Below are 25,706 nucleotides of genomic sequence, written 5' to 3' on the forward strand. Positions count from 1 at the left end.
ATATGGCAGCAGCATCACTTACAGCAACCGGATTTTATGAGAACAGAAGCGGAGGAAGCTTTGGGCGCAGGTCAGAGTTGTACCTATCCTCCTGCATGCGCGGGGAGAAGGCGGTTCTGGACGAAGTGCATTTTACGGCGCCATTTAAAGTGATGGAGCCATTTGACGGTGAAAAGGGTGAGCTGAAGGTTATGATATTAAGCGCGTCTCCGGGAATTATGGAAGGGGATGTACAGGCACAGCATTTTCATGTGGGCAGGGGAACAAAGCTGGAGGTCTCCTCTCAGGCCTTTGAGAAAATCCATAAGATGAAAGATGGATGTGCCAGACGCCATATTCGTATCTGTCAGGAAGCAGATTCCTTCTTATATTATATGCCCCAGCCGGCAATCCCTTTCAAAAATTCTGCATTTGATAATATTGTTGAGGTGAAGCTGCAGAATAAAACTTCTCAGTTTATTTTTCAGGATATACTCTCCTGTGGGCGGACCGCTTACGGGGAAAGGTTTGATTATCAATATTATCATTCCCTGGTTCAGGTATGGCGGGAAGACAGACTGATCTACAGAGACAACACAAGATATGCGCCTGATATATTATGCATGGAAGAAACAGGCATGTACGAAGGATATACACATCTGGCCAGTTTGCTTCTGTGCGGCCTGCAAAAAGACAATGAGTGGGCAGATAAGGTCAGAACTATATTGGAAACCACAAAAGATGTGGAAGGCGGTGTATCTTTCCTGGCATCAGGTGATGCCACAGTACGTATCCTGGGCAGACAGGCACAGCAGCTTCAGGAATTATGTAAACTTATAGTTGGGGCTTAATAAAATATTAAGAATATGAGAAATGGGCATTTTAGATATAAAGTGCCCATTTTTTACGTTATAGTCATACAGAAATCATTGACAGAGACAAACCTTTAGTAATATGATGGGAATATAAAAAATATTGGCAAATTATGCCCGTAAAAGGAAAGGCTGAAAATAAAATGCTGCAAAAGAAAAAGAAGAATCAGGGATTTACCCTGGTGGAATTAATTGTAGTAATTGTAATTATTTTGATACTTGCCGCAGTGGCAGTGCCTTCCATTACACGTTACGTGCAGAAGTCCAAGATCGCCAAATGTGCGAATCAGAGACATGAACTGGCGACGCAGTTTCAGATTATGGGGACGGATGTACCGGAGCTGGCAGTGTGTACCTTAGAAAAAGACGCAGAGATGATTTTAGGAAAAGATGTTTTAGATTATATGGTTGAGAAAGGATACTGTTCGCAAGACATAACAGTTTGTCCTGTGTATAATGAAAAATATGAGCTTGATATATCTGTAGAGAATGGCCAGCAGCATGTAGAGTTTATATGTCAATGTGTTGATAGCGTTAAGGGATATGTTTCTACGTGCTCTAAGTATTATAATGAACTTACCCATAACGGAAAAGACTACATTATTAGAGATAAACTAATTGAAAAAGTCATGGAAGAAAAAGGGGGATTTATGAAGGTGTCAGGTGTTATTAAGAACAAAACATCTTTTGCCTCCAATAAAGAAGAATTGTATTGGAAACCCTATTTCTTGTCAAAAGATAAAATGATATTGTTTGCCACTGCGGATAATACTGCATCAAACTCACAATGGAAAGCCAATCTGCTTTATATAGATGGAGAGGTATATCAGAGCACAGCAATAGATAAAGGCAAAGCAGCGCCGACAGTAATTGCGGATATATATAATGTAAATAAAAAAGATGAACCACAGTATGCTAGTATGGAAGCTTATCTTAAAGCAAAAGGGTTTGAAAAGGTATCGTAATTGAAATGACAGATTCATATGGAAAATCAACACCATATTTGGGTGATTGAACGGCACTTTTGTCGACGCATAAACCATTGACAAAAGATAGTACAAACTTTAGAATTAAAAATAATGATATGATAGGGCAATAAAACGAGCGGAGGCGTGCAGACAAATGGGAGAGAGTATGAAAGAAGAAAAATTACCGGTGTTAAAAGTGCACATGTTGGGAGGCTTCTCCATGGAATATGGCGGCAAGCCCATATCCTTCCGCAGGAATACAGCAACCAAGTCCATGAAGCTGCTTCAGATACTGCTCCACTGCGGTGATGAAGGAATAGCGAGAAGCAAACTGCTGGAAAACTTATATGGAAGAGAAGAACTGGCTGATGTAGCCAACAATTTAAGAGTGACTTCCCACCGCCTCAAGAAAATGCTGGTGGATGCAGGCCTTCCCGAATATGATTATATCCAGATAAAGTCAGGCATATACCGCTGGTCAGGCCCAATGGAAGTTGAAGTGGATGCCCTGGTATTTTCCAACCTTGTGGATTTAAGTGAAAAGGAAAACAACGAAGATAAAAAAATTCAGCTTTTAAAAGATGCGTGTGAAGTATACCACGGAGAATTCCTTCCGGGCCTGTCCGGTGAGGATTGGGTACTTCTTGAAAGCGTTCAGTATAAAAAGAAATACACACAGGCTTTGGGACAAATATGCGATACCCTCATGAAACAGCGTGAATATGAAACGGTACTGGATTTATGTGAAAAGGCAAGTGAGCTGTATCCTTTCGATGAATGGCAGTCTGTTCAGGTAGACTGTCTCATGGCTCTGAACAGATATAAAGAAGCAATTCAGCTCTATGAAGATACTGCGAAACTGTTTTTTGAAGAGCTGGGAATCAGTCCTTCAGAAAAAATGATGAACCAGTTTAAAGAAATGAGCGCCAAGATGAGCCACAAACCACAGGCACTCAATGAGATCAAGGGCGGCCTGAAAGAAGAAGAGGAAGAGGAAGGGGCATTTTACTGCAACCTGCCGAGTTTCCGGGATGGCTATCGTCTGGTAAGGCGAATCATTGAGCGGAGCGGCCAGTCAGTGTACCTTATGCTGTGCACAGTAACAGACGGAAAAGGACATCCAATGGAAAATAAAGAGAAATTGGCTGCTATGACCGATGAACTGTATGACGCGATCAAACATTGTCTGCGCAGGGGAGATTCCTTTACAAAATATAGTCCCACACAGTTTTTGATTCTGCTGGTAGGCACGAATCAGGAAAACTGTTCTATGATTTTTGACCGCATTTCCCGCTATTTTGCCAGAGAACATAAATCATGGGAACAATATCTGGAATACTATGTATCATCTATAGCTGATGTGGAGAATGATAATTCCAGAATAAGTTTCCGAAGCAACGGGTTCCACTGGGATTAACAGAAAAGACCCGGAAATGACTGGAGAGTGTGGACTATGAACAAAGAAGAGGGTTTAAATATAAATATATCGGCGCCTAACCTGATTAGTGTCTGTGTTGATACCAGTGACCGGGGAGAGTTTTCCGGGCGTCTATACCAGTGCTACAGCGAAGAGCCACGGTGCTTTGAAAATGTGGTGCAGCTGCTGCATCTCATGGATAAGCTCTATGACTGCATCAGCTACCCCCAGGCTTCCACAGAGAGCCGCAGTTTTATAAAAAGGGATAAAGAACCAATACTCAAATTACAGAAGAAAATACCTCAGGAAACCATTCTAAAGCAAAAAGGCAGTGTCGCAACCTTTGCCATATATGTCCAATACAGGCAGAATGCTACGTGGCAGGGTGATGTACTCTGGATGGAAAGAGGGATAAAACAGCATTTTTACAGTGCATTAGAGCTGATCAAACTCATAGACAGTGCACTTGGAGAATATGAAATCTGACACAATTGTGCCGCCGGTAATCCGGCGGTATTTTTTTGCCCTTTTTTCATAAACTTCACAAAATCTTCATAGAACCATTACACAAGAAGAAACATTGAAAAATATTTTGAAAAAAGTAATGGATGTAATGCTTTGCGTAATGCTCCTTTCAGTACAATAAGAACAAAGTTAAGCAAGAGTCGAAAAAATAACCCAAAGGAGGCGAGAATGTTGTGAGTGGCAAAACCATTAAGAAAGATAAAGGAACTTTTATAGTAAAGGTTCATGAATGTCAGAATGCCACATGGCAGGGCAGTGTCCTGTGGGTAGAAGAACAGCAGGAGCAATATTTTCGCAGTGCATTGGAGTTATTGAAACTGATAGACGGAGCAATATCCGGAATAGAAGAAAAAATAGTAGAAGGAGGAAGCCATGAAAAGTAATATAAAGAAAAGAGTATTAGCAGTTGTACTTTGCATGGTCCTGATGCTGAGTACTGGCATATCTACTATGGCAGATGGTGAGGTAGCAGCAGGAACTCCCGCACCGGAGAGCGGAGCCAGTCAGGAGCCTGCAACAGCAAGTGTTGAGGGAGAAGCAGTTGAAGGAGAAACAGTTGAAGGAGAACAGACACCTGCAGAACAATCTACGGAAACACAGGAAGAGACACCCACTGAACCCAGCGCAGCAGAAAGCAAAGACGAACCGGCTGCAGACATAAACAGCGTATCTGGTGTAACAGAGCTGGTCGGCAGTAATGGAATTCAGAATGAAGCATCTGAACAGGAAACAGAAACAGATTTGACAGAACAGGAACCTGAAGTTGAAATCGTATCAGAGGCAACAGAATTAAAACAAGAGTTCACAGATGAAGCAGGAAATGTTACACAGCGTGTAATTGCAAATATACCGGAAGGTGCATTTCAGGCAAACGCTTCTGAAATAACCATGGAAGTTAATTATCTGGACGAAGCTGCAGAAAATCACGTAAAAGAACTGATGACAGCAGCACTTCCGGAGAACGAAATCCTTGGTGATTACATACTTTATGATATTAAGTTTAAAGTAAACGGAGAAGTAACAGAACCTCAGAAAGCAATTGCTATTACATTTGAAGGCAGCGGACTTCATATCGAAGACACAAAGAAAGCAAATGTTTTCTACCTCGATCCGGCTGACCCGGAAGTGCAGGATGATAAGGATGAAATCGTAGAGATCACTCAGAAGAGTGAAATGATTGAAAACCTTCAGAATGCAGGACAGAGCATTGAGAATATTGATGAGTATGATCTGTCTGAGATTTCTGTAAAGGAAGATGGGACAGCAGATCAGATTCTGATGGAGGGAAGGATTTCTACAGTTTATGGTTGTTATGTAGAGAAGACCCCGGTTCAGGTTTTAGAGTATTCAGATGATGATGTAACCATTAATGTAAATGCTTATACAGAAGATGCGATACCGGCTGGTGCTTCTTTAAAAGTTGTTCCGCTTCGTTCCGATAATGAAGAGACTGAGGAAAAGTATAAAGAAGTTGAAGAACAACTTAATAAAAAAGCAGAGAATGAAGAATACGACATCGCAGGATTCTTAGCTTATGATATAAGCTTTATTAATGAGATTGGAGAAGAAGTTGAGCCGAATGGAGATGTAAAGGTTACTATAAATTATAATCAAGAGGCTATTCCTGAAGGGATGGAGGAGGATTCTAATCTTGATGTTACGGTAATGCATCTCGAAGAAAATAATACAGGTGACGTTAAAGCAGTAGTTGATATGGCTGTAGATACAAGTAATGTAGTTACGGTAGAAACTACAGATGATGCAAAAGTGAAGAAAGCAGAATTTGTAACGGACAGTTTCTCAGCATATACCATTACATGGAAAAGAAGCTATTATAAAGCAAAAGTGACAGCACATTATGGCTATATGGACGGTTCTGCTTTTCGAGAGTTTCCTGATAGCTTTATAACAGGGATTAGCTCTGCTTTTGATGATATAAGTAGTACAACTGTAGTTGATTTGAGAGATGAAAGACACTTAGGAAACGTTGAAGGATATAGCTTTAAAGAGATTAGATTAGATAATGCAAACGATGGAACTTTAGCAAATTATTTGAAGAGAGGAGATAATACCTATCAGCTATATTTCTCTAAGGATAATAAGGGATATACGTTTTGGACTAATCTTGAGTATTCAGGTAATGAAAAAGATATCTACTATATTTTTACAGAGAATTCTGACGACGCAGGTGATATTGCAGAGCCAGTACCGTCAGTAGCTAAGAGAGCAAATCAGGTAGATGAGAAGAACAATAATTATAATTTAGAATTAGATGTGTCAAGCTCAATTGGTAGCATAACTGATAAAGCAAAACTCGATGTATTACTTATTATTGATAGGTCAGGTAGTATGGATAATGATGATAAAATGAGTGATGCTAAAGTAGCTGCGGAAAAATTGTTGAGTACTTTGCATGATAACAATAGTTTGAATCTTCAGTATTCGCTAGTCTCTTTTTCCGGAAAAAGTAATGATGGAAGAGAAAGTAATGCTTCAATTGACCAACCCTGGACACAATCTGTTTCAGATATGTATACTGCAATTAGAGCCCTAAAGGCTAATGATGGAACCAATTATCAAGCTGCATTTAGAAAAGCTAAATCACTATTAACGGATAGTAAAGTACGAAAAAGTGCAAGCCAAGTAGTGATTTTCCTGACAGACGGTTTACCAACATCTTATATTGGTGATAGTAGCAGTACTGGAACGGCTACAAACTACTACGATGTTGAGAATGCACGGTCGGAGCTTCAGACATTATCTGGCGTTGAGTATTTTTATGGTATTGGTTTTGGTTCGGCATTTGAGGAGTTGAGCGGAACTGGATATAACGTGTTAAAAGCATTGACAGAAGGCGGAACGGTTAAAATTGGAAAAAATGATATAAGCTGTTCGGGAGCCCCAGCATCTATTGAAAGAAAGATGTTTAGTGCAGGCAAATTAGAGGATTTAAATGATGTGTTTTCATCTATTGCTTCTACAGTTACAAAAATAGCTTGTAAAAATGTAACTGTTACAGATACGTTAAGCCAGTATGTGGAATCCTCCGATACTACAACATATCGGCTGAGGATTACGAGAAAGGCTGATAAAACCGTAGTAGTCGAAACGAATGAAGAGTTGTGGAGTCAATCCACAACTACGCCGGTAATTACTGGAACAGCGGGATACAATAAGACGCAAGATGAATCTAAAGAGAATAATCATATCCCATTGAATTTAGCCGGTTTGACTGGAACAAAACTTGCTACTAATGGAAAGACGATAACTTGTATATTACCATCGGATTACGAATTGAGTCCAGATTATACATATACACTTATCATTAATGACGTTGATGTTTCAGAACAGGCATTCAAAGATTATAAAGACAACAATGGATACAATGCAGTAGGGCAGACAGATACAGGGACTTTTTCTAGACAGGAGGGATTCTTCTCAAACGATAACGATAAAGCAAAAATGACATACACGGTAAATGATGTGCCAAAAGAAGTTATGTTCCCACATCCAGTTGTTCAAATTGTAGGAAATGCCTCACTTGTTTTTGAAAAAGTTGATCAGGATGGAAATCCTCTCGCAGGAGCAACATTCGCATTGTACAATAAACCGGAACAAGAGGGTGAAGAGCTTGGTGAACCAATCAAAAGTGAAATCATATCTGGTGCGGATGGCAAAATTGTAATTGAAGATCTAGAAGATGGCACGTATATTTTAAAAGAAACTGCACCGCCTGATGGTTACCTGGTAACAACAGATACATGGACGGTTCAAGTTAAAAAAGGTGTAGCAATATTATTAAACAAAAGTGGCGATGAAATAACTAAAATCACAAACTGGAGTTATAGCCAAGGACTGAATAAAGATAAGAAAGTACAGCTTAATAATTGGGATGAACGGACTTATGATATTACACTTAGTGCATCTTCTCTCATTACCAGTGTTACTGAAGAAAGCCAACAGCCTATAGATGTAGTTATGGTATTAGATACGTCTGGCAGTATGCGCTGGGATTGTGAGTATGATCAGCTCTATGCTTCCCAGAAGATAAAAGACTTAGATGCAGGAACGTATTATTTGCATGAGAATGGGATATGGTATCAGATATGGAAAAGTGGACAGTACTGGAAAATAAAATACCATAATTATTCTGGTAATGCAGGTACGATACGAAATAATCAAGATGCTGCTGATACGTATTCATACGGGATTACAACTGAAAAGAGATATACAATATATAAAGAAATTGCAAGTCCTACAACCAGAATCGATGCACTCAAGACAGCAGCTTCAGGATTTATTGATCAGTTAGCGGCGAAATCACCGGGTAGCCAAGTTGCAATTGTTCCATTTGCCAGTGGAGTTGGTACTGTAACAGACTTATCAAATGTTGGGTTAAACCAAAGCGAATTAACAGCGGCTATCAACGAATTGGTGGCAGATGGCGCAACACAAACAAGTGATGCGGTGGAAGAAGCGTATAATATCATTAAGAAGGCACAAAACCCCACGTTAGCTACTTCATCAAATCCTAAGTATGTAATTGTTTTGACAGATGGCGCCGCGAACGAGGGATATAAAGATGATGCTGTAGTATATGCAGATAAATTAAAGAATACCCAAGATGGAAACGCAGGAGTGTTCACAATTGGATTTGGTTTAGATTCAGAGACTTCTGAATGGCTTTCCCAATTAGCAAGTAAGGCTGGTTGGAATTATACAGCAAATAATGCCAATGAATTAATTAATGCTTTTGATTTCATTATAGATGCGACAACTACTGGAATAACAATACCAAACGCTGTAATCAGAGACTATATAGATCCTAGATTTGAAGTAGTGGAGAGTAGTCTTCCGGATGGGGCCACGTTAGGAGTAGATGACAATGGAAATCAATACGTGGAATGGAAAACAAGTATTTTACCAAGTTCCGAAGATTCAGACGGTAACAGTGTCCCAGGTTGGAGAGCAACATTTACTGTAAAAGCAAAAGATGATTACATTGGTGGAAATGCAGTTAAAACCAACATGGAGGGTTCTGGAATTATAATTGGAGATAAGACGATTCCATTTATCAATCCTACAGTTAATGTTAAAGCTACACTTGATACTAGTCCATACGAAGTTACCATATATAAAGGTGATACTATACCTGTTTATACAACGCAGACAGGCGATGAAACCATTCAAAGTAAGATGGCTAGTATTGACAAATGGTTTGTAAATGAATATGAAGGTGTATCAGCAGATAAGTTTACATTCAAATGGTATTCGGATAAAGAGTGTACCCAGGAAGTGAACATATCAGAATTAGCGTCACCGGAGAACAGTGTTGTATATTATTTAAAGGTAACTTACAATGCGGGCGATCATACAGAAGAAAGCGATGCCAACACTATAGAACCAGGTGATACTGTATCACATCATGCAGGTGAAATTACAACAGGTGATGCGATAGATGACAACATTGTAGAAGCAACAGATACCTATACTGTAAATGTAATATCCGGTAAGCTTCAGCTTATTAAGAAATTGGAGCAAGATGCAACTAACGACCAAATATTTAGTTTCATTGTTGAGAAAAAGAATGATGATGAAACTTATACTGAAATGGCTACAGTAGAAATCAATGTACCAGAAGGTACAAAAGCAGGTATGGAAGTTAGCCCATCAGAAAATGAACTGAAGAAATTAGAAGGACTTTCACGTGGAGAGTATAGGATTAGAGAGAGTGATACAGATGGATACACGTTGTTGTATGCCTCTATAGGAACTGATACAAACACAGAATGCAGTTTATCTTCAGATGTAAAGGCAGCAACCTTCAAACTAGGATACATTATTAATAAAACAGATGAAAACGTCATTAAGAATAATTATACTTATGATGCAAAAGATGGCGGTGTCCTGGGAGTTGCAATATTTACAAATGGAAAAGTTGATAATTGGCAGATAGTTAAGAAGAGTTCATCAGAAGGTGAAACATCTCTATGGCTGCCTGATGCAGAGTTTACACTTACGGCATCTAATTTAAAAAGTGCAGATGATAAACCACTTGTCTATAATGGAAAATCTAATGTAAATGGTATTATAGAATGGAAGTTAGGCGATAAGCCAGTAGCTTCGGCAGATTTTGAACCAGATACTTATATATTAGAAGAAACGAAGGCCCCAACTGGATATATGGTAAGTGGTGATAAATGGACAATCACAATTAATTATAAAGGCGGAAAGCCGATAATTAAATGTGGTGATGCTGTAATAAGTAGTGATTCAACAATAGCAGCAGGAATTTATACTTATGTATATGAGAATACCCCTATATATCAATTGCCAAGTACAGGGGGAAAAGGAATTTATTGGTATTCGATTGGTGGTATGTTGCTCATGATGGCAGCTGCACTAATCTTATATAAAAACAAAAGCAGGGGGGTGCTGAAGAGTTAAGACATGAAGAAGCTTTTCAGCGGTCCCGGTACCGCGAAAAATATAACGTATAGGAATTAGTATACGAAAAGCAAAATTGGGCAAAGGCCAAAAAAGAAAAGGGGACAGAATTATGAAAAAAATTAGAAAGATTTTTGCAGTGTTATTATCACTGGCAATGGTGCTCGGAATGAGCATGACGACGTTTGCAGCTGATCCAGAAAAACCTACGGAGAGTGACAGCGCTTTAGTCACAATTAATGATGTTGAAGCGGGAGCTACTTTTACAGCTTATCAGATTATTGATGCGAAGTATGATACTAATGGTTTTAATAGTTATGTATGGGCAGAGGGCATTAATGTAAATGATACAATAAAAGAAAACGAGAAAGTGATAGATGCCAAAACACAGATAACAGATTCTATGATTACCGATTTGGCTAAAGATCCAACTGGATTATATAAAATGGACAATTTTAATCCGACAGTTGATAAATTAACAGTTGGTACATGGATGATTTTAGTAACACCTCCAACAGAGAATCCAGATAAAGTATATAATCCAATGATTGTCAGTGTTTATTATTCAGTGTCTGGTTCTGATAATACAATGGAAAATATTCCAGTAAGTGCAAAGGACAATTGGAAATTAAATACCACAGATGCATATGCAAAATCAACGAAAATTACAATTGAAAAAACAATAACAGATCCCACAGAAGAGAAACAGGAAGTTGGTAAGAAAGTTGGCTTTACTGTTAAAGGTACAATTCCTTCCTATAGCAGTGAATATAAATCAGCTAGATATGATATTACTGATACAATAATAAATGGATTGGAATATACTGCAGATGCACCTATTGTAAAAGTAAATGGCGTACCGCTTACAAATGGAACAGAGTATGAGTATAGGCCTGGAAATGGAACGTTTACCATTTCATTTAAAAGTGATTATATTTTAGGTTTAGCAGCAGCAACAGAAGCAGAACGGGCAGTAGAGATTACATATTCAGCTAAAGTGACTGAAGATGCAATTACCGTAGTTGGTGAAAATGAGGTTACTGTAAATTATACAACTAAGCCTGGTGATGATTCTGGCGCAAAGAAAGATACTGAATATACCTTTACTTTTGCATTGGATGGATTACTTAAGAAAGTTGGTGAAGGTGATGAAGTAAATGGCCTTGCTGGTGCTGAATTTACACTTTATAGAAGTTATGAAAATGAGGTGTTAAGTGATGTGTTTGATAGTATGACAACTACTAAGGATGGGAAATTTGATATTGAATTCAAAGGTTTAGATGGTGATTTATCATATTACTTAAAAGAAACAAAGGCACCAACTGGATATACAATAAATGATACAGTATATAAAATTACATTTGGTGAAATTATTAAAGATAAAGATGGTAAGGTTATATCTTATGATGTGACAATACTTGATACTGTAACAAATCAGGAAGTGACCTCCACAATCAGTTATGGTAAGCCAGCAGAGACACCGGCTGTTACAGTTTTAAATACAGGTATTGGTTCCCTCCCATCCACAGGTGGAATCGGTACAACAATCTTCACAATCGGCGGATGCCTCATCATGATCGTAGCAGCAGGCCTGTTCTTCGCAAGCCGCAGAAAATCTGCAAAATAATTAATGATAATCAATTATAATTATCATCAACAATTCTAAGCAACAACTAAATGCCGGGGCGGTCGGCCCGCCCCGGCATTTTAGAAAAATACAACAATAAGGAGAGTCCGGATGAAAAAAAGATCGCACATAATCATTGTTTCCCTTCTGTTTTTAGCCGGTTTGTCCTTGCTGCTGTATCCCCTCGTATCCAATCAATGGAATAACTACAGACAGAGTAAACTGATCAGCAGTTATGAAGAAGTGGTAAATGAAAAAAGCGCAGCAGGTGAAATCGACTACAAAGCCGAGGCAGACCGCGCGACAGCTTATAACAACGCCCTTCTTCCCAGTATCCTCCCAGACTCCTTTGCCGTAGCAGAAGCATCCGAGGAGGAAGATGACGAATATATGTCTTGTCTTAACCTCTCCGGTAATGGTATGATGGGATATGTAGAAATTCCTAAAATCAACGTGAAAATACCTGTATTTCACACCACGGATGATGAGGTGCTTCAGAAAGCAGCTGGCCATCTGGAAGGAAGTTCACTTCCCATTGGAGGTAAGAGTACACATTCTGTAATCTCTGCCCACAGAGGACTGCCAAGTGCAACATTGTTTACCGACCTGGACAAAATGAAAGAGGGGGATCACTTCCTTCTGTATATACTGGATGATATCCTCTGCTATGAAGTGGATAAGGTATCAGTGGTAGAACCCGAGGAGACCGATGGTCTGGCAGTGGAGGAAGGAGAAGATTTAGTTACCCTTCTTACCTGTACCCCTTACGGAGTGAACAGCCAGAGACTTCTTGTACGCGGACACCGTGTTCCTTATGAGGAGACAGAGATGGAAGAGACACCAACTTCCCTTCTGACCGGAGTAAGCATGCACACAAGCTATTTATTCTGGGTGATCGTAGGTCTGGCAGTGACAGCAGCCTTTGTTATATTCCTCTACCTCCGCGAGAAGAAATTAAGGAAAAAGCTTAATTCTGATGAAAAACAGGAGAATGAGGAGCTGACGGACAAATAAATGAAGAGAAAAATTTCAACCATTCTGTTCGGATTATTATTTCTGGCAGGGTTTGGCATCCTGGTTTATCCAACCGTTTCCAACCAATGGAACACATACCGCCAGAGCAAGCTTATAAGCAGCTATGAAGAAGTGATTGGCGATATGACGCCCGAAGATTTTACAAAAGAATGGGACGCCGCAAGAGCCTTTGATGAAAGTCTGACAGAGAATAACCTGTACGGTGATGTATTCGGCGAAGACAAAGAAGAACTGCAGAACACAGAATACTGGAAAGTTCTTAACGTTAACAAGGACGGCGTGATGGGATACCTTTCCATCCCCAAGATCAACATAAAGGTAGCCATCTACCATGGCACCGGAGATGACGTTCTCCAGACAGGAGTAGGGCATCTCAACGGAACCAAATTACCGATCGGAGGCGAGAGTACACACAGTGTACTGGCAGCCCACAGAGGTCTTCCGAGCGCCAGGCTTTTTACAGATATTGACCAGTTAAAACGCGGAGATTTATTTTACATCCACGTGCTGGATGATACATTAGCTTATGAGGTCGACCAGATCCTCACCATGATAGACAAGGACGACAGGGAAACCCTGGACGGCGCAATGGCCATTGAAGAGGGCCAGGACTATGTAACATTGTTTACTTGCACTCCATACGGCGTCAACTCCCACAGACTTTTAGTCCGCGGGCATCGGGTACCGTATACCGGAGAGGAAGAGATAGAGAGCACACCGGTTCAGTCCATGCTGAAAGCAGTACAGAATTATTACATGTTATATCTGATACTTGGATTGTCGGTGACATTACTGGTGATACTTTTAATGAAATTCCTGTTCAAGCCACGGAAAAAAAATAAGAAGTCATAAAGTGGTCAATAGGGAATGAGTTTTCAGAGGAGGGTAAAATGTGAAGATGAAAAAGACAATAAAAAAAGGAAGTGCATTGGCTCTGGCTCTGGCATTGATGCTTTCCGCAACGATTCTGCCTAAGGTTTATGCAGCCTTTGGTATTGATACAGAGAAAAGCTGTTCCCTGACCTTTGAACTGGACGGACAGTATGAAGAGCTGAACAGTCTGACCATTCCCATTCATTTATACAGAGTGGCAGATGTAGAGGAAAACGGTGAATACAAAGTATTGGCCGGATATGAAGATTTGGATCTTGCATCCATAAGCAATAAGACAACAGCCGAAGACTGGGAGAAGCTTGCAGGAAAAGCATCCGAACTGGTAGAAAAGCTTGCAGCCGCCCCGACTGCTGAGGTACAGATGCAGAAACCTGAGGGCAGCGATAAATCCAAAGGCGTTGCCGGAGACCTCTCCACAGGTATGTATCTGGTTGTTGCGGAATCTGTACAGTCACCGGAGTATACATATGATTTTACCCCGTATCTGATCTCCCTGCCGAACAACTATTACAGCGAGACAGAGGATGACACCTGGGTATATGATGTGACCACCGGATTAAAACCGGCACAGACAGAGCGCTATGGGGATTTAGTCATTGAAAAGACCCTTACTGCATATAACGCCACTTTAGGCGGAGCAGATTTCATTTTCCGGGTAGAAGCAGAGAGGGATTATGAAGTGGTATACAGCAACGTGGTATCCGTCTCCTTTGACGCACCGGGAACAAAAAGTGTAAAGATAGAACATATTCCGGCAGGTGCTTCTGTTACGGTAACAGAGGTATACAGCGGAGCAAGTTATGAACTGACTTCCGACGGGACACAGCAGACAGTGATCACTGCAGATGAATCGGTTGGTGTTTCATTTGAAAATACCTATGACCATCGAAACAACGGCGGCAGCAGTGTAGTCAACCGGTTTACTTACAATGAAGGTGACTGGGATTGGGAACAGCAGAAAGATAGTACAGGTGAGCAGGAGTAAAGGAGGATGGAGCGATGAAGAAGAAATTCAATAAGAAAAGCCTTTGTCTGGCAGCAGCAGCTCTTGCCCTCACCGCAGGTATATCCGTGAACAGCGCCATGGCGTACTTCACCACCTATACAACGGCAGCAGGTGATGTGACCATCAGTCTTGGTTCCACCGTGACGATTCCGGAGGAGAAGGTCAGCGACTGGACAAAGCATATTGTGATCAAAAATACAGGAGATTATGAGTGCTATGTCCGTGTGAAAGTATTTGCAGGAGAAAAATATCAGGACGGACTTGTATATCAGGGCAGCCAGAAGTGGTCTCCCGGAGAAGAAGATTACTACTATTACAGTGATATTGTTCCGGCAGGCGGTGAAACGGAGGAACTCCAGGTTAAGATTGATTCCAAAGACAGTGAGGAGGAATTTAATATTATCGTGGCCCAGGAGTGTACCCCGGTATTATATGACGATGAAGGCAAACCCTATGCAGACTGGAATGCAAAACAAGAGGAGGTTGGTGAATAATGAAAAAGAAGAAAAAATCCTTTTCTGTGAAACCAGTTATCCTTCTCTCAGCAGCAGCCCTGTTATTGCTGGGCAGTACAGTCGGAAGTGCACGTGCGGCACTTACCTATTACAGTGAAAACTATTCTGTGCAGATGAGCACATCAAACATTGGTGTAAGCCTCATAGAAAATGGTGACAAAATCAGCTACAGGGACTATAATGAAAACGATGAGTGGAATGAGAGCACAGGAACTCTTTTATCCGATTTGAAGAAAGAGAAGCTGGTACTGGGCAAGACATATGATGAGAAGCTCAGCGTTACGAACAGCGGCTCCATAGACAGCTATGTGAGGGTTATCCTCTATAAGAGCTGGTCAAAAGGCGAAGGAGAAAATGCAGTCAAAGACACAACGCTTTCCCCCGCACTGATTGACCTGAACCTGACTGGCAACGGCTGGACCGAAGACAAAAATGCATCCACAAAAGAACGTACGGTTCTGTACTATAACAGCATTCTTCCGGCAGGAGAAACCACTCCCGAGTTCGCAGACACACTGCGGATTGACCCGGCGCTTGGCAAGAAGGTCACAGAACATGAGACAATTGATGAAAATGGTTACAAGACCATCACCACGGTTTACGATTATGACGGTTACAGTTTCCAGGTGGAAGCCGAAGTGGATGCTGTTCAGACACATAATGCACAGGATGCCATCAAGAGTGCCTGGGGTGTAGACGTAGATGTTGCAGCAAACGGAGATATCAGCTTACGATAGGAGGTACAGAATATGAAAAAGAAAATTTTGTGCCTTATCATGGCAGCAGTCATGACCGTAGGCACCGCGGCAACCGCATATGCAGAAGATTTTAAAAGTGATAAAGACTGGCAGGTTGATTTTGACGGAGACAAGATGAATAGTAATTTCAGTTCTAAGGAAATGGCTGAGGAGATTTATGGAATCCTCCCCGGCGATACCATGGAACTGCAGGTTAAGATAAAGAATTCCGGAGAGGAACAGACCGACTGGTATATGTCCAATGAAGTTCTGAAAAGTCTGGAAGAGGGAAGCAAAGCAGAAGGCGGAGCTTACACATATGTTTTGACCTATTATGATCCATCCGGTGCGGAGGCAGTCCTCTATGACAGCGAAACCGTAGGCGGCGAGGGCACGTCCTATGTTGGCAAAGGTCTGGAACAAGCCACGGATTCCCTGGATGATTTCTTCTATCTGGATAGGCTGGATGCAGGAAAAGCCGGTTCTGTTCACCTGAAGGTTATCTTAGACGGTGAGACACAGGGCAATGGCTATCAGGATACACTGGCTCGTCTGCAGATGAATTTCGCAGTAGAGAAAGTGGCTCCTTCCACGGTAACCGTAAAAGGTAAAGACACTGTGGTAAGAAAGACCGTTACAGGCGAATCCAATACAGTGAAGAAGACGATCACCCGTCCTAAGACAGGAGATACCACCAATATCCTCCTTTTCAGTACAGCGGCATTAGTCAGCGGATTGGTACTGCTGCTTCTGGGAATCGCAGCCATGAAAAAACGCCATGAGAAAGGGGAGCTGAAGTCATGAAGAAGTTGAAAATGATTCTGACATCTTTGCTTACTGTCTGCATGCTCTTTGGCTCATCTGTGATCAGCGTTTTTGCGGCAGATGGAGAATACACCTATACAGCAACCTTCTATGCAGGCAATCAGGGTACATTTTCCGGGATTGACGGATTATCTGTAGTAAGTACAGGGACACCGGTGATTGATGCACAGGGTGACAGGGTTGTGGTAAGCGGCCTGAAATTAGGTGATAAAGTATCCTTTGATGTACAGAACGGTGATGTTGCACTGGGAGATTCCAGTAAATATTATGTAAAAGGTGTCCGGATAAGCGGACGTGACAATAATTCCCTTGAGACCTCCGGATTTTATGTAAATGGTGACAGAGATTTTGTTGTCGCTTACGGAATTCAGGGCGACATGGTTGGTTATACTGTTAATTATCATGATGAAGAAGGAAACGAACTGGCACCGAGCCGTACCTATTACGGCAATGTGGGAGACAAACCGGTAGTGGCTTACCTGTATGTGGAAGGTTATACACCGCAGGCTCTGGCACTGACCAAGACACTCTCCTCCAATGAAGCACAGAACGTATTTACTTTCGTATATACACCTGTTACAACAGAGACAGTAACCGTACCCGGCGAGACAACAACCGTCACAACCGTTATACCCGGAACCACCACAACAGAGACAACTGTTGTAGAGACTCCGGCAGCAGGTACTCCGGCAGGCACAACAGGAACCACCGGAACGGAGGGAACAGCCGGTACAGAAGGCACCGCAGGTGAAGCCGGAACAGCCGGTACTGAGGGAACCGAAGGTACGGCAGGAGCCGGAACAGACGAGGGAACTCAGGTTATAGAGCCGAATGAAGTGCCGCAGGGCAACCAGGAAGTTGTCGATTTAGATGAGGATGAAACACCTCTGGCTGACAATCCGGAAGAGACCAAAGAGAAAGTAAAGAAGGGCCTTCCCCTTGCAGCCGGCATCGCGATCGGAGTCGGAGCAGTTGCAGCTCTTTCCGCATTAGCAGTATTTCTGATTAGACGACGCAGATGAAAGGATAACTTGATTTGAGCAGAAAGAAGAAAAAGGATAGGAAAAGCCCAGTGTCTGCAATTTGCAGTGCACTGGGCACTGTTTTATTAGTAAGTCTGGTGCTTGTCTGTCTTCCCATTACAGCAACCAGGCTTTTTGGCTATGATGCATATTCCGTGGTAAGCGGAAGCATGGAGCCGGCAATCCCCACAGGAAGCCTGGTGTATGTACAGGAGACAGCACCGGAGGACATGAAGGAAGATGATGTGATCGCGTTCTATGGAGCAAAGGATTCCAATGCCATTATCACCCACAGGGTAGTGGAGAACAAAGTGGTCATGGGTGAATTTATCACCAAAGGAGATGCCAACAAGACGGAGGATATGAACGCAGTCCCCTACAGCAACTTTATAGGGAAAGTGGTATATACCATCCCTGTTTTGGGAAGGGTCGCTCAAGCCCTGACAAGTACAATGGGAAAGATCATTGCAGGCGGTGTGATTGCGGCAGCACTGGTTTTGGAAATCATAGCATCTGTTATCCGCAGACGCGAATCATAACGGTTTCCGTGGTGTTTTTTGTCCTGTCTGTTATTTTATACCATTACAAAAAACTCCTTTATGAAAATATGATTCAAATAAAGTAATGCGTGTAATGCTTTTGGTAATGCCGCTTAAAGTATAATACGAATAACAGAAGCAGAGACCTGAATGGTTATCGATATTAACACGGTGATCCATTTATACAGCTTGTAACAATACCCAACGGACGAGATAAAACTATAGTGAGGGCTAAAATGGCAAAAGAAGCAGAAACCTTTGTAATTAAAATAGACGGCAGCAGAGATGCCACATGGCAGGGTGAAGTTACATGGGCAGAAGAAAAGAGTGAAAAGCACTTTCGCAGTGCACTTGAATTAATAAAATATATAGACGGAGCCTTAATACAGGCAGCGTCAGATAAGAAATAGTCATAGTGGCAGGGGAAAGGGGTGCATTATGGGACATAAAAGATTAGAAAAGAAAATCTTGCCTCTCATATTATGCATAGCGATTGCCCTTGGAAATATTACTATTGCTCATGCAGGACAGGACGCGCTCTCGGCTGATTCTGTAAATCGGCAGACGGAAGAGGCAGCCCCTTTGAAAGACCGGGAGCAGACCGGTCAGGCAGAAGAAGACAGCACCCGAACAGTCATCATCAATGGGGAAGAGGTTCCATTGAGTGAAGGGGAGAATATAACGAAAAATGACAATACAGGCCTGATTTATGTAGGCCTTTTTGCAGGCATCCTGGTCCTTGCTGGTGCCGGGGAATATGTAGTCAGAAAACGTATCAAGTAATTTTGTTAAAATACCTCCTTTATAAAACAAGTACAAAAGCCGCAGGATGAAGAAAATTCTTTGTCCCGCGGCTTTTGTGCCGCTGTCACCCAATTAACAGTAGTCAAACCCTTCAAAAAGTTGTAATATGAAAGCATCAAATAATCTATTAAAGAAGGGATACATAACACACCATGAACCACAAACAAAAAAGCGCCCCCCAGCGCCTTCTCTGGTCCCAGTTCGACGCCCTGCAGATGGGCTCCGGATGGGATGAGGAGGACATTAAGAAACCTCAGATCCTTCTGGAGGATGTCTTCGGTGACAGCCATCCCGGCAGTACCCATCTGTCGGGCCTCATGGAGCAGGCAAAGTACGGAGTCTTCGAGAAAGGCGGCTATCCGGCCCAGTATCACACCACAGATATCTGTGACGGATGTGCCCAGGGCCATGACGGGATGAACTACATCCTGGCATCCCGCGAAGCGATCTGTGATATGATAGAAGTACACGGTTCCGTGTACCCATGGGACGGCATGATCCTCTCCGCCTCCTGTGACAAATCCATTCCCGCCCAGTTAAAGGCAGCAGCCCGCTTGGACATGCCCACCATCTTTATTCCCGGCGGCAGCATGCGCCCGGGACCGGATATGACCACATCGCTGGTTGCGGGGGATATTTCTCTGCGCCAAAAGCGTGAGGGCGCAGTGACAGAGCAGGAGATCAGGGACTATAAGCTCACAGGCTGTCCGTCCTGCGGCGCCTGTACTTTCCTGGGGACTGCCAGTACCATGCAGTGTATGGCAGAAGCCCTGGGCATGTCACTTCCGGGAACTGCTGTTATGCCGGCCACCATGCGGGATATTTTTGCTTATTCCAGAAAAGCGGGCCGTATGATCATGGAACTGGTTGAGCGTGAGATCACAGCGGGCAGTATCATGACAAGGGAAGCATTTGAAAATGCCATCATCATTCACAGCGCCATAGGCGGCTCTACCAATGCGACCATCCATCTTCCCTCCATTGCAAGGGAGCTGGGAATCATATTGGAACCGGAACTTTTTGATGACCTGAACCACAAAGTACCGCATATCGGCAACATCAATCCAAGCGGACAGCACCTGACAGAATCCTTCTGGTTTGCCGGAGGAATCCCCATGGTTCAGCTTTATTTAAAGGACATGCTGCATCTGGATGTCATGACCGTTACCGGCAGAACCCTGGGTGAAAATCTGGAGGAGCTGGAGAAGGACAATTTCTTTGCCCGCAACCTGGGCTATCTGCATAATTACGGCCTGGAACGTGACCAGGTCATCTTCCCTGTGGAGAAAGCGGAGGAAAAGGGTTCCATAGCTATTTTAAAAGGCAATCTGGCACCGGAAGGCGCAGTTATCAAATACTCCGCCTGTGTGGAATCCATGCGGGAGCACAAAGGCCCTGCGAAGGTCTACAACCGTGAGGAGGACGCTTACCAGGCCGTCGTAGATGGTGAGGTAGACCCGGGCGATATCCTTGTTATCCGCTATGAAGGTCCGAGAGGGACCGGCATGCCGGAAATGCTCATGACCACAGAGGCCATTGTCTGTGATGAGCGTCTGAACGGCACGGTTGCCCTGGTGACAGACGGACGTTTTTCAGGGGCAACGAGAGGTGCCGCCATCGGCCACGTCTCCCCGGAAGCGGCAGCAGGAGGCCCGCTGGCCTTTATTGAGACGGGGGATATTCTGGAGTACAGTGTACAGAACAGAAGTCTCGACGTAGTCGGAATTCAGGGACAGGAACTCTCCGGGGAAGAGATCGAGGCTGTTCTGAAAAAACGTTCCGAATCCGGCATTCTGCCCCGTCCGAAGAGAAAGGGTTTGTTTGGCCGTTATACAAGCCACGCTATGTCTGCCATGAAGGGTGCAGGATACGAAGAGATATAATAATGCGGCAGACCGCAACAGGATTAATCAGATAAAAGAGAGGACATAATTAATTTATGAATGCAAAATGGATCACGCCGGCAGTGACGGCATTGGATGAAAACGGACATATTGACATAGAAGCCAACAAAAGAATCTATGAACATCTGATACAGGGAGGAATTGACGGAATTCTCATCTTCGGCAGCATCGGTGAGTTTTTTGCCCTGCCCATGGAGGAAAAGCGGAATATGGTGCGTGAGGCTGTGGCGTACATTGCACACAGGGTAACCGTCTATATAGGAACCTGCAGTATGGAATTTGAGGAATGCGTGGAGTTTTCTAATTTTGCTCTGGAAGCAGGGGCAGACGGGGTTATGGTGATCTCTCCGTATTACTTTAATCTGCCGGACAGTGCAGTGGAAAACTTCTATGACAGCCTTGCCGACCGTGTGAACGGACCTGTTCTTCTGTATAATTTTCCGGACAGGACAGGATATGATCTGAAGCCCCAGGTGGTACTGAACCTGGTACGCAGACATAAAAACATCGTTGGGATCAAAGATACCGTGGGAACCATGGGACACACCCGTGCGCTCATACAGACAGTGAAGAAGGAATTTCCTGAGTTTTTAATATATTCCGGATTTGATGAATTTTTTGCCCATAACGTACTGAGCGGTGGTGACGGGTGTATTGCAGGCCTGTCAAACTTTGCCCCTGCTGTTGCTTCCGGCTTCGCAAAAGCAGCAAGGGAGAATGATCTGGAGGCACTTCAGGTTTATCAGCAGAAAATAGATGGACTGATGGCCATCTATGATGTGGCAGAACAGTTCATACCCATTATAAAAAAGGCAATGGTACTCTGCGGCGTGGATATGAATCCCGGCTGCACAGCGCCTCTGCTGGCCGCTGATGCGTCTGAAACAGAACGGATAGAGGAAATCCTGAGGAACGCCTCAATCCTTTGAAAATGGGGCATATAGAGGCTTACAGAGGGACCGGGTGTACTCCGGCATATATAATATCGACAGAAAGGAACTTAGCAATGAGACATATAGGAATCATAGGAGCCATGGAGGAGGAAGTGGCAATCCTGAAAGAGAAGATGACAGATGTAACAGTGGAGAAAAAAGCTTCCATGGAGTTTTACAGCGGCAGATTAAACGGTAAGGAGGCAGTGATCGTACGCTCCGGAATTGGCAAGGTAAACGCGGGAATCTGTACCCAGATCCTGGCGGATGACTTCCATGTGGATGCCGTCATCAACACCGGCGTGGCAGGCTCCCTGCGGGCGGAGATCAACATCGGTGATATTGTCCTCTCCACAGACACCCTGCAGCATGATATGGACGCCAGGGAGTTCGGCTATCCCATCGGCCAGGTGCCCAGAATGGATACGCTGGCATTCCCGGCAGATGAGACTCTGCGCAGCCTGGCAGCGGAGGTATGCCGTCAGGTCAATCCCGATATCCAGGTATTTGAGGGCCGTGTAGTGAGCGGTGACCAGTTCGTAGCCAAAAAAGAGGTGAAAGACCAGATCATAGAGAACACAGACGGATACTGCACAGAGATGGAAGGCGCGGCCATCGGACAGGCGGCATATCTCAATCAAATCCCCTATCTGGTGATAAGAGCCATCTCCGACAAGGCTGACGACAGCGCCCATATGGACTATCCCGCCTTTGAAAGAGAGGCGATCCGCCACACGGTAAATCTGGTGGAGAGCATGGTTAAGAGGCTGTAGAAAGGCGCCTTTTGTCACCATTTGACGCACGATTTTTGTTTTCAAAACGCCCGGGTTGCTATATAATGAATGCCATAAAGAGCGTGCTTTCTGCGCGCCGAAATAGTGAGGAGGATTTACTGTGCACTTATTTTATTATGGCACCTGGCTGATGGGGTTACTGAGCCTTTTCAGCGTACTGGCAATCTACGGGAGCAACAGAAGAGTAATCCGGGACCTGAAAAATGTTCCGGCGGTAAAAGACAAATGGCTGCAGCAGTTTCTGCTGGAATATCAGAGAAACGTAAAAGACGATTCAGCGATACATAACCCCGCTGTGTATCTCACAAGGCGGATGAGAGGACGAAAGATAGGACCGATAACCCTTCGGCAGATGAAAGGGGTATCCTGGTGTACTTTTGTCCTCTCTTTTTTAGCCGCGGGAGCAGGGGCGCTGTGGATCAGAAGGACAGGCCTTGAGCGGATCTCTTTTCCGGTCATCACCAGAGACTTTCCGGCTATGGGGCTTCTGGCGGGCAGCGCGGTGGTTATGGGTATCGCACTTCTTCTGCTGCGTATGGTGATATCCATGGGGTTCCAGGAGGAGGTCATTGAGACAAACCTGTTGGATTATATGGAAAACCAGAGAGGCGACAGCCAGAAGGTAGTTCAGATAGAACCCGTCCGTCAGAATACCGGATCTAAGGCAGCCAAGGCGGCTAAGGCAGGTAAGATGGGCAGAAGGGCAAGGGTAAAGGCAAAGGAACAGGAACAGCTTCAGCAGGAACAGCGGCTGAGAGCCCAGAAGGAACGGGCCATGTCAGACCGCAGGGGTCAGGACAAAGATCCGAGGGCCGAGAAGGTGGAAGAGCGCATCCGGGAAGCGGCAGCCACGGATGAACGGTACAGCCATCTCCTGAACAAAGAGGAGGAGGCTATCGTCAAAGATGTGATAAAGGAATTTCTAACTTGATAAACCTCCCATCATTTGCTAAACTATATTTGTTGAGTGACAACGTTCAAGTTGAGTTGGACATGCTGTCCTGATAAGTGTCAGGTCAGCTTCAGGCAAACGACAGGAAAAAGGAGAAGAGAGCAATGGGAAACAAAGTTACATTTGATTATTCAAAAGCCGCTGACGTTATCCGCGAAGAAGAAGTAACAGCAATGCAAAAAATGGTGGAAGCGGCCAAAGAGACCCTGGTATCCAGAAACGGCCTTGGAAATGACTTCCTGGGATGGATCGACCTTCCGGTAGATTATGACAAAGAAGAGTTCGGCCGCATCAAGAAAGCAGCGGAGAAGATTAAAAATGATTCCGATGTTCTGCTTGTGATCGGTATCGGCGGTTCCTACCTGGGAGCGAGAGCTGCCATCGATTTCCTGAACCATCCATTTTATAACAATCTTACAAAAGAAGCCCGTAAAGCTCCGGAGATCTACTATGTAGGCAACAACATCAGCGGCGCATATGTAAAAGGCCTTGCTGAGGTGATCGGAGACAGAGACTTCTCCATTAATGTCATTTCAAAATCCGGTACAACAACAGAGCCGGCAATCGCTTTCCGTGTGTTCAAAGAGATGGCAGAGAACAAATACGGAAAAGAAGAGGCAGCAAAAAGGATCTATGCTACAACAGATAAAGCCAAGGGCGCATTAAAGACCCTGGCAGCAGAGGAAGGATATGAGACCTTCGTAGTTCCGGATGACGTGGGAGGACGTTTCTCCGTGCTGACAGCCGTTGGACTTCTGCCTATCGCAGTGAGCGGCGTTTCCATTGATAAGCTCATGGAAGGTGCAGCATCCGGAAGAGAACTGGCACTGAATACTCCGTATGCGGAAAATGACGCGCTGCAGTATGCGGCAGTCCGCAACATTCTTCATAGAAAAGGCAAATCCGTTGAGATTCTGGCTGACTATGAGCCTACCCTGCACTATGTTGCAGAGTGGTGGAAACAGTTATATGGTGAGAGCGAAGGTAAGGATCAGAAGGGCATCTACCCGGCATCCGTGGACTTTACCACAGACCTGCACTCCCTGGGACAGTTTATCCAGGATGGCTCCAGAATCATGTTCGAGACTGTTCTTGCCATCGAAGAGCCCAAAGTAGACCTTGCCATCAAAGAGGCAGAGAATGACTTAGACGGCCTGAACTATCTGGCCGGAAAAGGCATGGACTTCGTAAACAAGAGCGCCATGAACGGAACAATCCTTGCCCATACAGACGGTAATACCCCGAACCTGATGGTTAAAATCCCGAGACAGGACGAGTTTTACCTTGGACAGTTGTTCTATTTCTTTGAATTTGCCTGCGGTATCAGCGGTTACCTGTCAGGTGTGAACCCCTTCAATCAGCCGGGTGTTGAGAGCTACAAGAAGAACATGTTCGCACTCCTTGGAAAACCGGGATACGAGGACAGAAGAGAAGAGTTACTGAAAAGACTGTAAGGAAAGAAAGGCCCGCCCGGGAACTTCCGGGCGGGCTGTTTTTCTCATCCCTCTTCAATGACCTGTATTTCCAGATAATCAAAATCCAGCACTTCGATAAAATTATCCTGGTTGAAGCGCGCCTTTGCATGCTTCTGGAAATCCTTGATATTCACATCCAGCCACAGGGGCTTTTCCAAATCGAACTCATAACAGATGGCGTCCAGACAGTGAAATACTTTCTTGGTGCGGTTCATGTCTGTCTCATCACATATGACGGTGCTCTTGACCACATGTGTGTCTTTATAAATGGTTCCCATCAATCGAAACATAGTAAAATTCCTTTCCCTTGCATTTGTCTAATTCGTATTATTATAAAAAAGAATGGAGGATATGTAAAGCGATCTTGAAAGAATTACTGTTATTTTAGAAAATACCAGAAGTTTCCATTTTGTTAATGCTGTATGGCTGTGAAACGT

General features: G+C 43.6%; 23 protein-coding genes. 22 read left to right on the forward strand and 1 reads right to left on the reverse strand.

The window, feature by feature from the left end:
• Nucleotides 1–2: 2 nt before the first annotated feature.
• The 22 genes from MUB35_RS00685 to MUB35_RS00790 all read left to right on the forward strand — a co-directional run bounded on the left by MUB35_RS00685 (nt 3) and on the right by MUB35_RS00790 (nt 25,248).
• Nucleotides 3–830, forward strand: coding sequence for an urease accessory protein UreD (locus MUB35_RS00685; RefSeq protein ID WP_186970955.1), 828 nt, complete (start codon nt 3–5; stop codon nt 828–830).
• A gap of 164 nt (nt 831–994) precedes the next feature.
• Nucleotides 995–1,816, forward strand: a complete 822-nt coding sequence (locus MUB35_RS00690; RefSeq protein ID WP_186971035.1) for a prepilin-type N-terminal cleavage/methylation domain-containing protein — start codon at nt 995–997, stop codon at nt 1,814–1,816.
• A gap of 169 nt (nt 1,817–1,985) precedes the next feature.
• Nucleotides 1,986–3,236, forward strand: coding sequence for an AfsR/SARP family transcriptional regulator (locus tag MUB35_RS00695; RefSeq protein ID WP_243184271.1), 1,251 nt, complete (start codon nt 1,986–1,988; stop codon nt 3,234–3,236).
• Between the two features lie 36 nt (nt 3,237–3,272).
• A complete protein-coding gene (locus MUB35_RS00700; RefSeq protein WP_207727849.1) occupies nt 3,273–3,722 on the forward strand; it encodes a hypothetical protein in 450 nt (149 codons plus the stop codon).
• 212 nt (nt 3,723–3,934) lie between these two features.
• The gene (locus tag MUB35_RS00705; protein WP_033142048.1) at nt 3,935–4,144 is read left to right on the forward strand and encodes a hypothetical protein; all 210 of its coding nucleotides are present in this window, start codon (nt 3,935–3,937) and stop codon (nt 4,142–4,144) included.
• Complete coding sequence (locus MUB35_RS00710; RefSeq protein ID WP_186970953.1) at nt 4,134–10,208, forward strand: VWA domain-containing protein; 6,075 nt, start codon at nt 4,134–4,136, stop codon at nt 10,206–10,208. The genes MUB35_RS00705 and MUB35_RS00710 overlap by 11 nt, the downstream gene beginning before the upstream one ends.
• A 112-nt stretch (nt 10,209–10,320) precedes the next feature.
• Nucleotides 10,321–11,835 carry an isopeptide-forming domain-containing fimbrial protein gene (locus MUB35_RS00715; protein WP_054350497.1) on the forward strand — a complete coding sequence of 505 codons (1,515 nt, stop codon included), beginning with the start codon at nt 10,321–10,323 and terminating at the stop codon, nt 11,833–11,835.
• 111 nt (nt 11,836–11,946) lie between these two features.
• On the forward strand, nt 11,947–12,849 hold the full coding sequence (locus MUB35_RS00720; RefSeq protein ID WP_054350498.1) for a class C sortase: 903 nt from the start codon (nt 11,947–11,949) through the stop codon (nt 12,847–12,849).
• Nucleotides 12,850–13,722 (forward strand): class C sortase, encoded by an 873-nt coding sequence (locus MUB35_RS00725; protein ID WP_148393972.1) that lies wholly within the window; start codon nt 12,850–12,852, stop codon nt 13,720–13,722.
• A 46-nt stretch (nt 13,723–13,768) separates the two neighbouring features.
• Entirely contained in the window at nt 13,769–14,749 is a 981-nt protein-coding gene (locus MUB35_RS00730; RefSeq protein ID WP_244805808.1) for a DUF5979 domain-containing protein, read from the forward strand.
• A gap of 14 nt (nt 14,750–14,763) precedes the next feature.
• A complete protein-coding gene (locus MUB35_RS00735) occupies nt 14,764–15,264 on the forward strand; it encodes a hypothetical protein (RefSeq protein ID WP_033142043.1) in 501 nt (166 codons plus the stop codon).
• A complete protein-coding gene (locus MUB35_RS00740; protein WP_033142042.1) occupies nt 15,264–16,022 on the forward strand; it encodes a hypothetical protein in 759 nt (252 codons plus the stop codon). Before MUB35_RS00735 ends, MUB35_RS00740 begins: the two co-directional genes overlap by 1 nt.
• Nucleotides 16,023–16,034: 12 nt before the next feature.
• Nucleotides 16,035–16,826 carry a sortase B protein-sorting domain-containing protein gene (locus MUB35_RS00745; protein ID WP_033142041.1) on the forward strand — a complete coding sequence of 264 codons (792 nt, stop codon included), beginning with the start codon at nt 16,035–16,037 and terminating at the stop codon, nt 16,824–16,826.
• On the forward strand, nt 16,823–17,869 hold the full coding sequence (locus tag MUB35_RS00750) for a MucBP domain-containing protein (RefSeq protein WP_054350500.1): 1,047 nt from the start codon (nt 16,823–16,825) through the stop codon (nt 17,867–17,869). Before MUB35_RS00745 ends, MUB35_RS00750 begins: the two co-directional genes overlap by 4 nt.
• A gap of 50 nt (nt 17,870–17,919) precedes the next feature.
• Entirely contained in the window at nt 17,920–18,408 is a 489-nt protein-coding gene (locus MUB35_RS00755) for a signal peptidase I (RefSeq protein WP_225305247.1), read from the forward strand.
• Between the two features lie 236 nt (nt 18,409–18,644).
• Nucleotides 18,645–18,818 (forward strand): hypothetical protein, encoded by a 174-nt coding sequence (locus MUB35_RS00760; protein ID WP_181014420.1) that lies wholly within the window; start codon nt 18,645–18,647, stop codon nt 18,816–18,818.
• A 28-nt stretch (nt 18,819–18,846) separates the two neighbouring features.
• Complete coding sequence (locus MUB35_RS00765; protein ID WP_244805677.1) at nt 18,847–19,191, forward strand: hypothetical protein; 345 nt, start codon at nt 18,847–18,849, stop codon at nt 19,189–19,191.
• Between the two features lie 173 nt (nt 19,192–19,364).
• Complete coding sequence (gene ilvD, locus MUB35_RS00770) at nt 19,365–21,095, forward strand: dihydroxy-acid dehydratase (protein ID WP_103731540.1); 1,731 nt, start codon at nt 19,365–19,367, stop codon at nt 21,093–21,095.
• Nucleotides 21,096–21,151: 56 nt separating this feature from the next.
• Entirely contained in the window at nt 21,152–22,045 is an 894-nt protein-coding gene (locus tag MUB35_RS00775) for a dihydrodipicolinate synthase family protein (protein WP_054350502.1), read from the forward strand.
• Nucleotides 22,046–22,122: 77 nt separating this feature from the next.
• Nucleotides 22,123–22,821: a 5'-methylthioadenosine/adenosylhomocysteine nucleosidase gene (locus MUB35_RS00780; RefSeq protein WP_054350758.1), complete on the forward strand. Its 699-nt coding sequence runs from the start codon at nt 22,123–22,125 to the stop codon at nt 22,819–22,821.
• 121 nt (nt 22,822–22,942) lie between these two features.
• Nucleotides 22,943–23,773, forward strand: a complete 831-nt coding sequence (locus MUB35_RS00785) for a hypothetical protein (protein ID WP_244805678.1) — start codon at nt 22,943–22,945, stop codon at nt 23,771–23,773.
• 125 nt (nt 23,774–23,898) lie between these two features.
• Nucleotides 23,899–25,248: a glucose-6-phosphate isomerase gene (locus MUB35_RS00790; RefSeq protein WP_244805679.1), complete on the forward strand. Its 1,350-nt coding sequence runs from the start codon at nt 23,899–23,901 to the stop codon at nt 25,246–25,248.
• A gap of 44 nt (nt 25,249–25,292) precedes the next feature.
• Here the strand turns inward: MUB35_RS00790 and MUB35_RS00795 are convergent, their stop codons facing one another.
• Nucleotides 25,293–25,559, reverse strand: coding sequence for a hypothetical protein (locus MUB35_RS00795; RefSeq protein WP_033142034.1), 267 nt, complete (start codon nt 25,557–25,559; stop codon nt 25,293–25,295).
• Nucleotides 25,560–25,706 lie beyond the last annotated feature (147 nt).

The sequence above is a fragment of the Blautia sp. NSJ-175 genome (assembly GCF_022867815.1).
GTDB classification, from domain to species: Bacteria; Bacillota; Clostridia; order Lachnospirales; family Lachnospiraceae; genus Blautia; species Blautia celeris.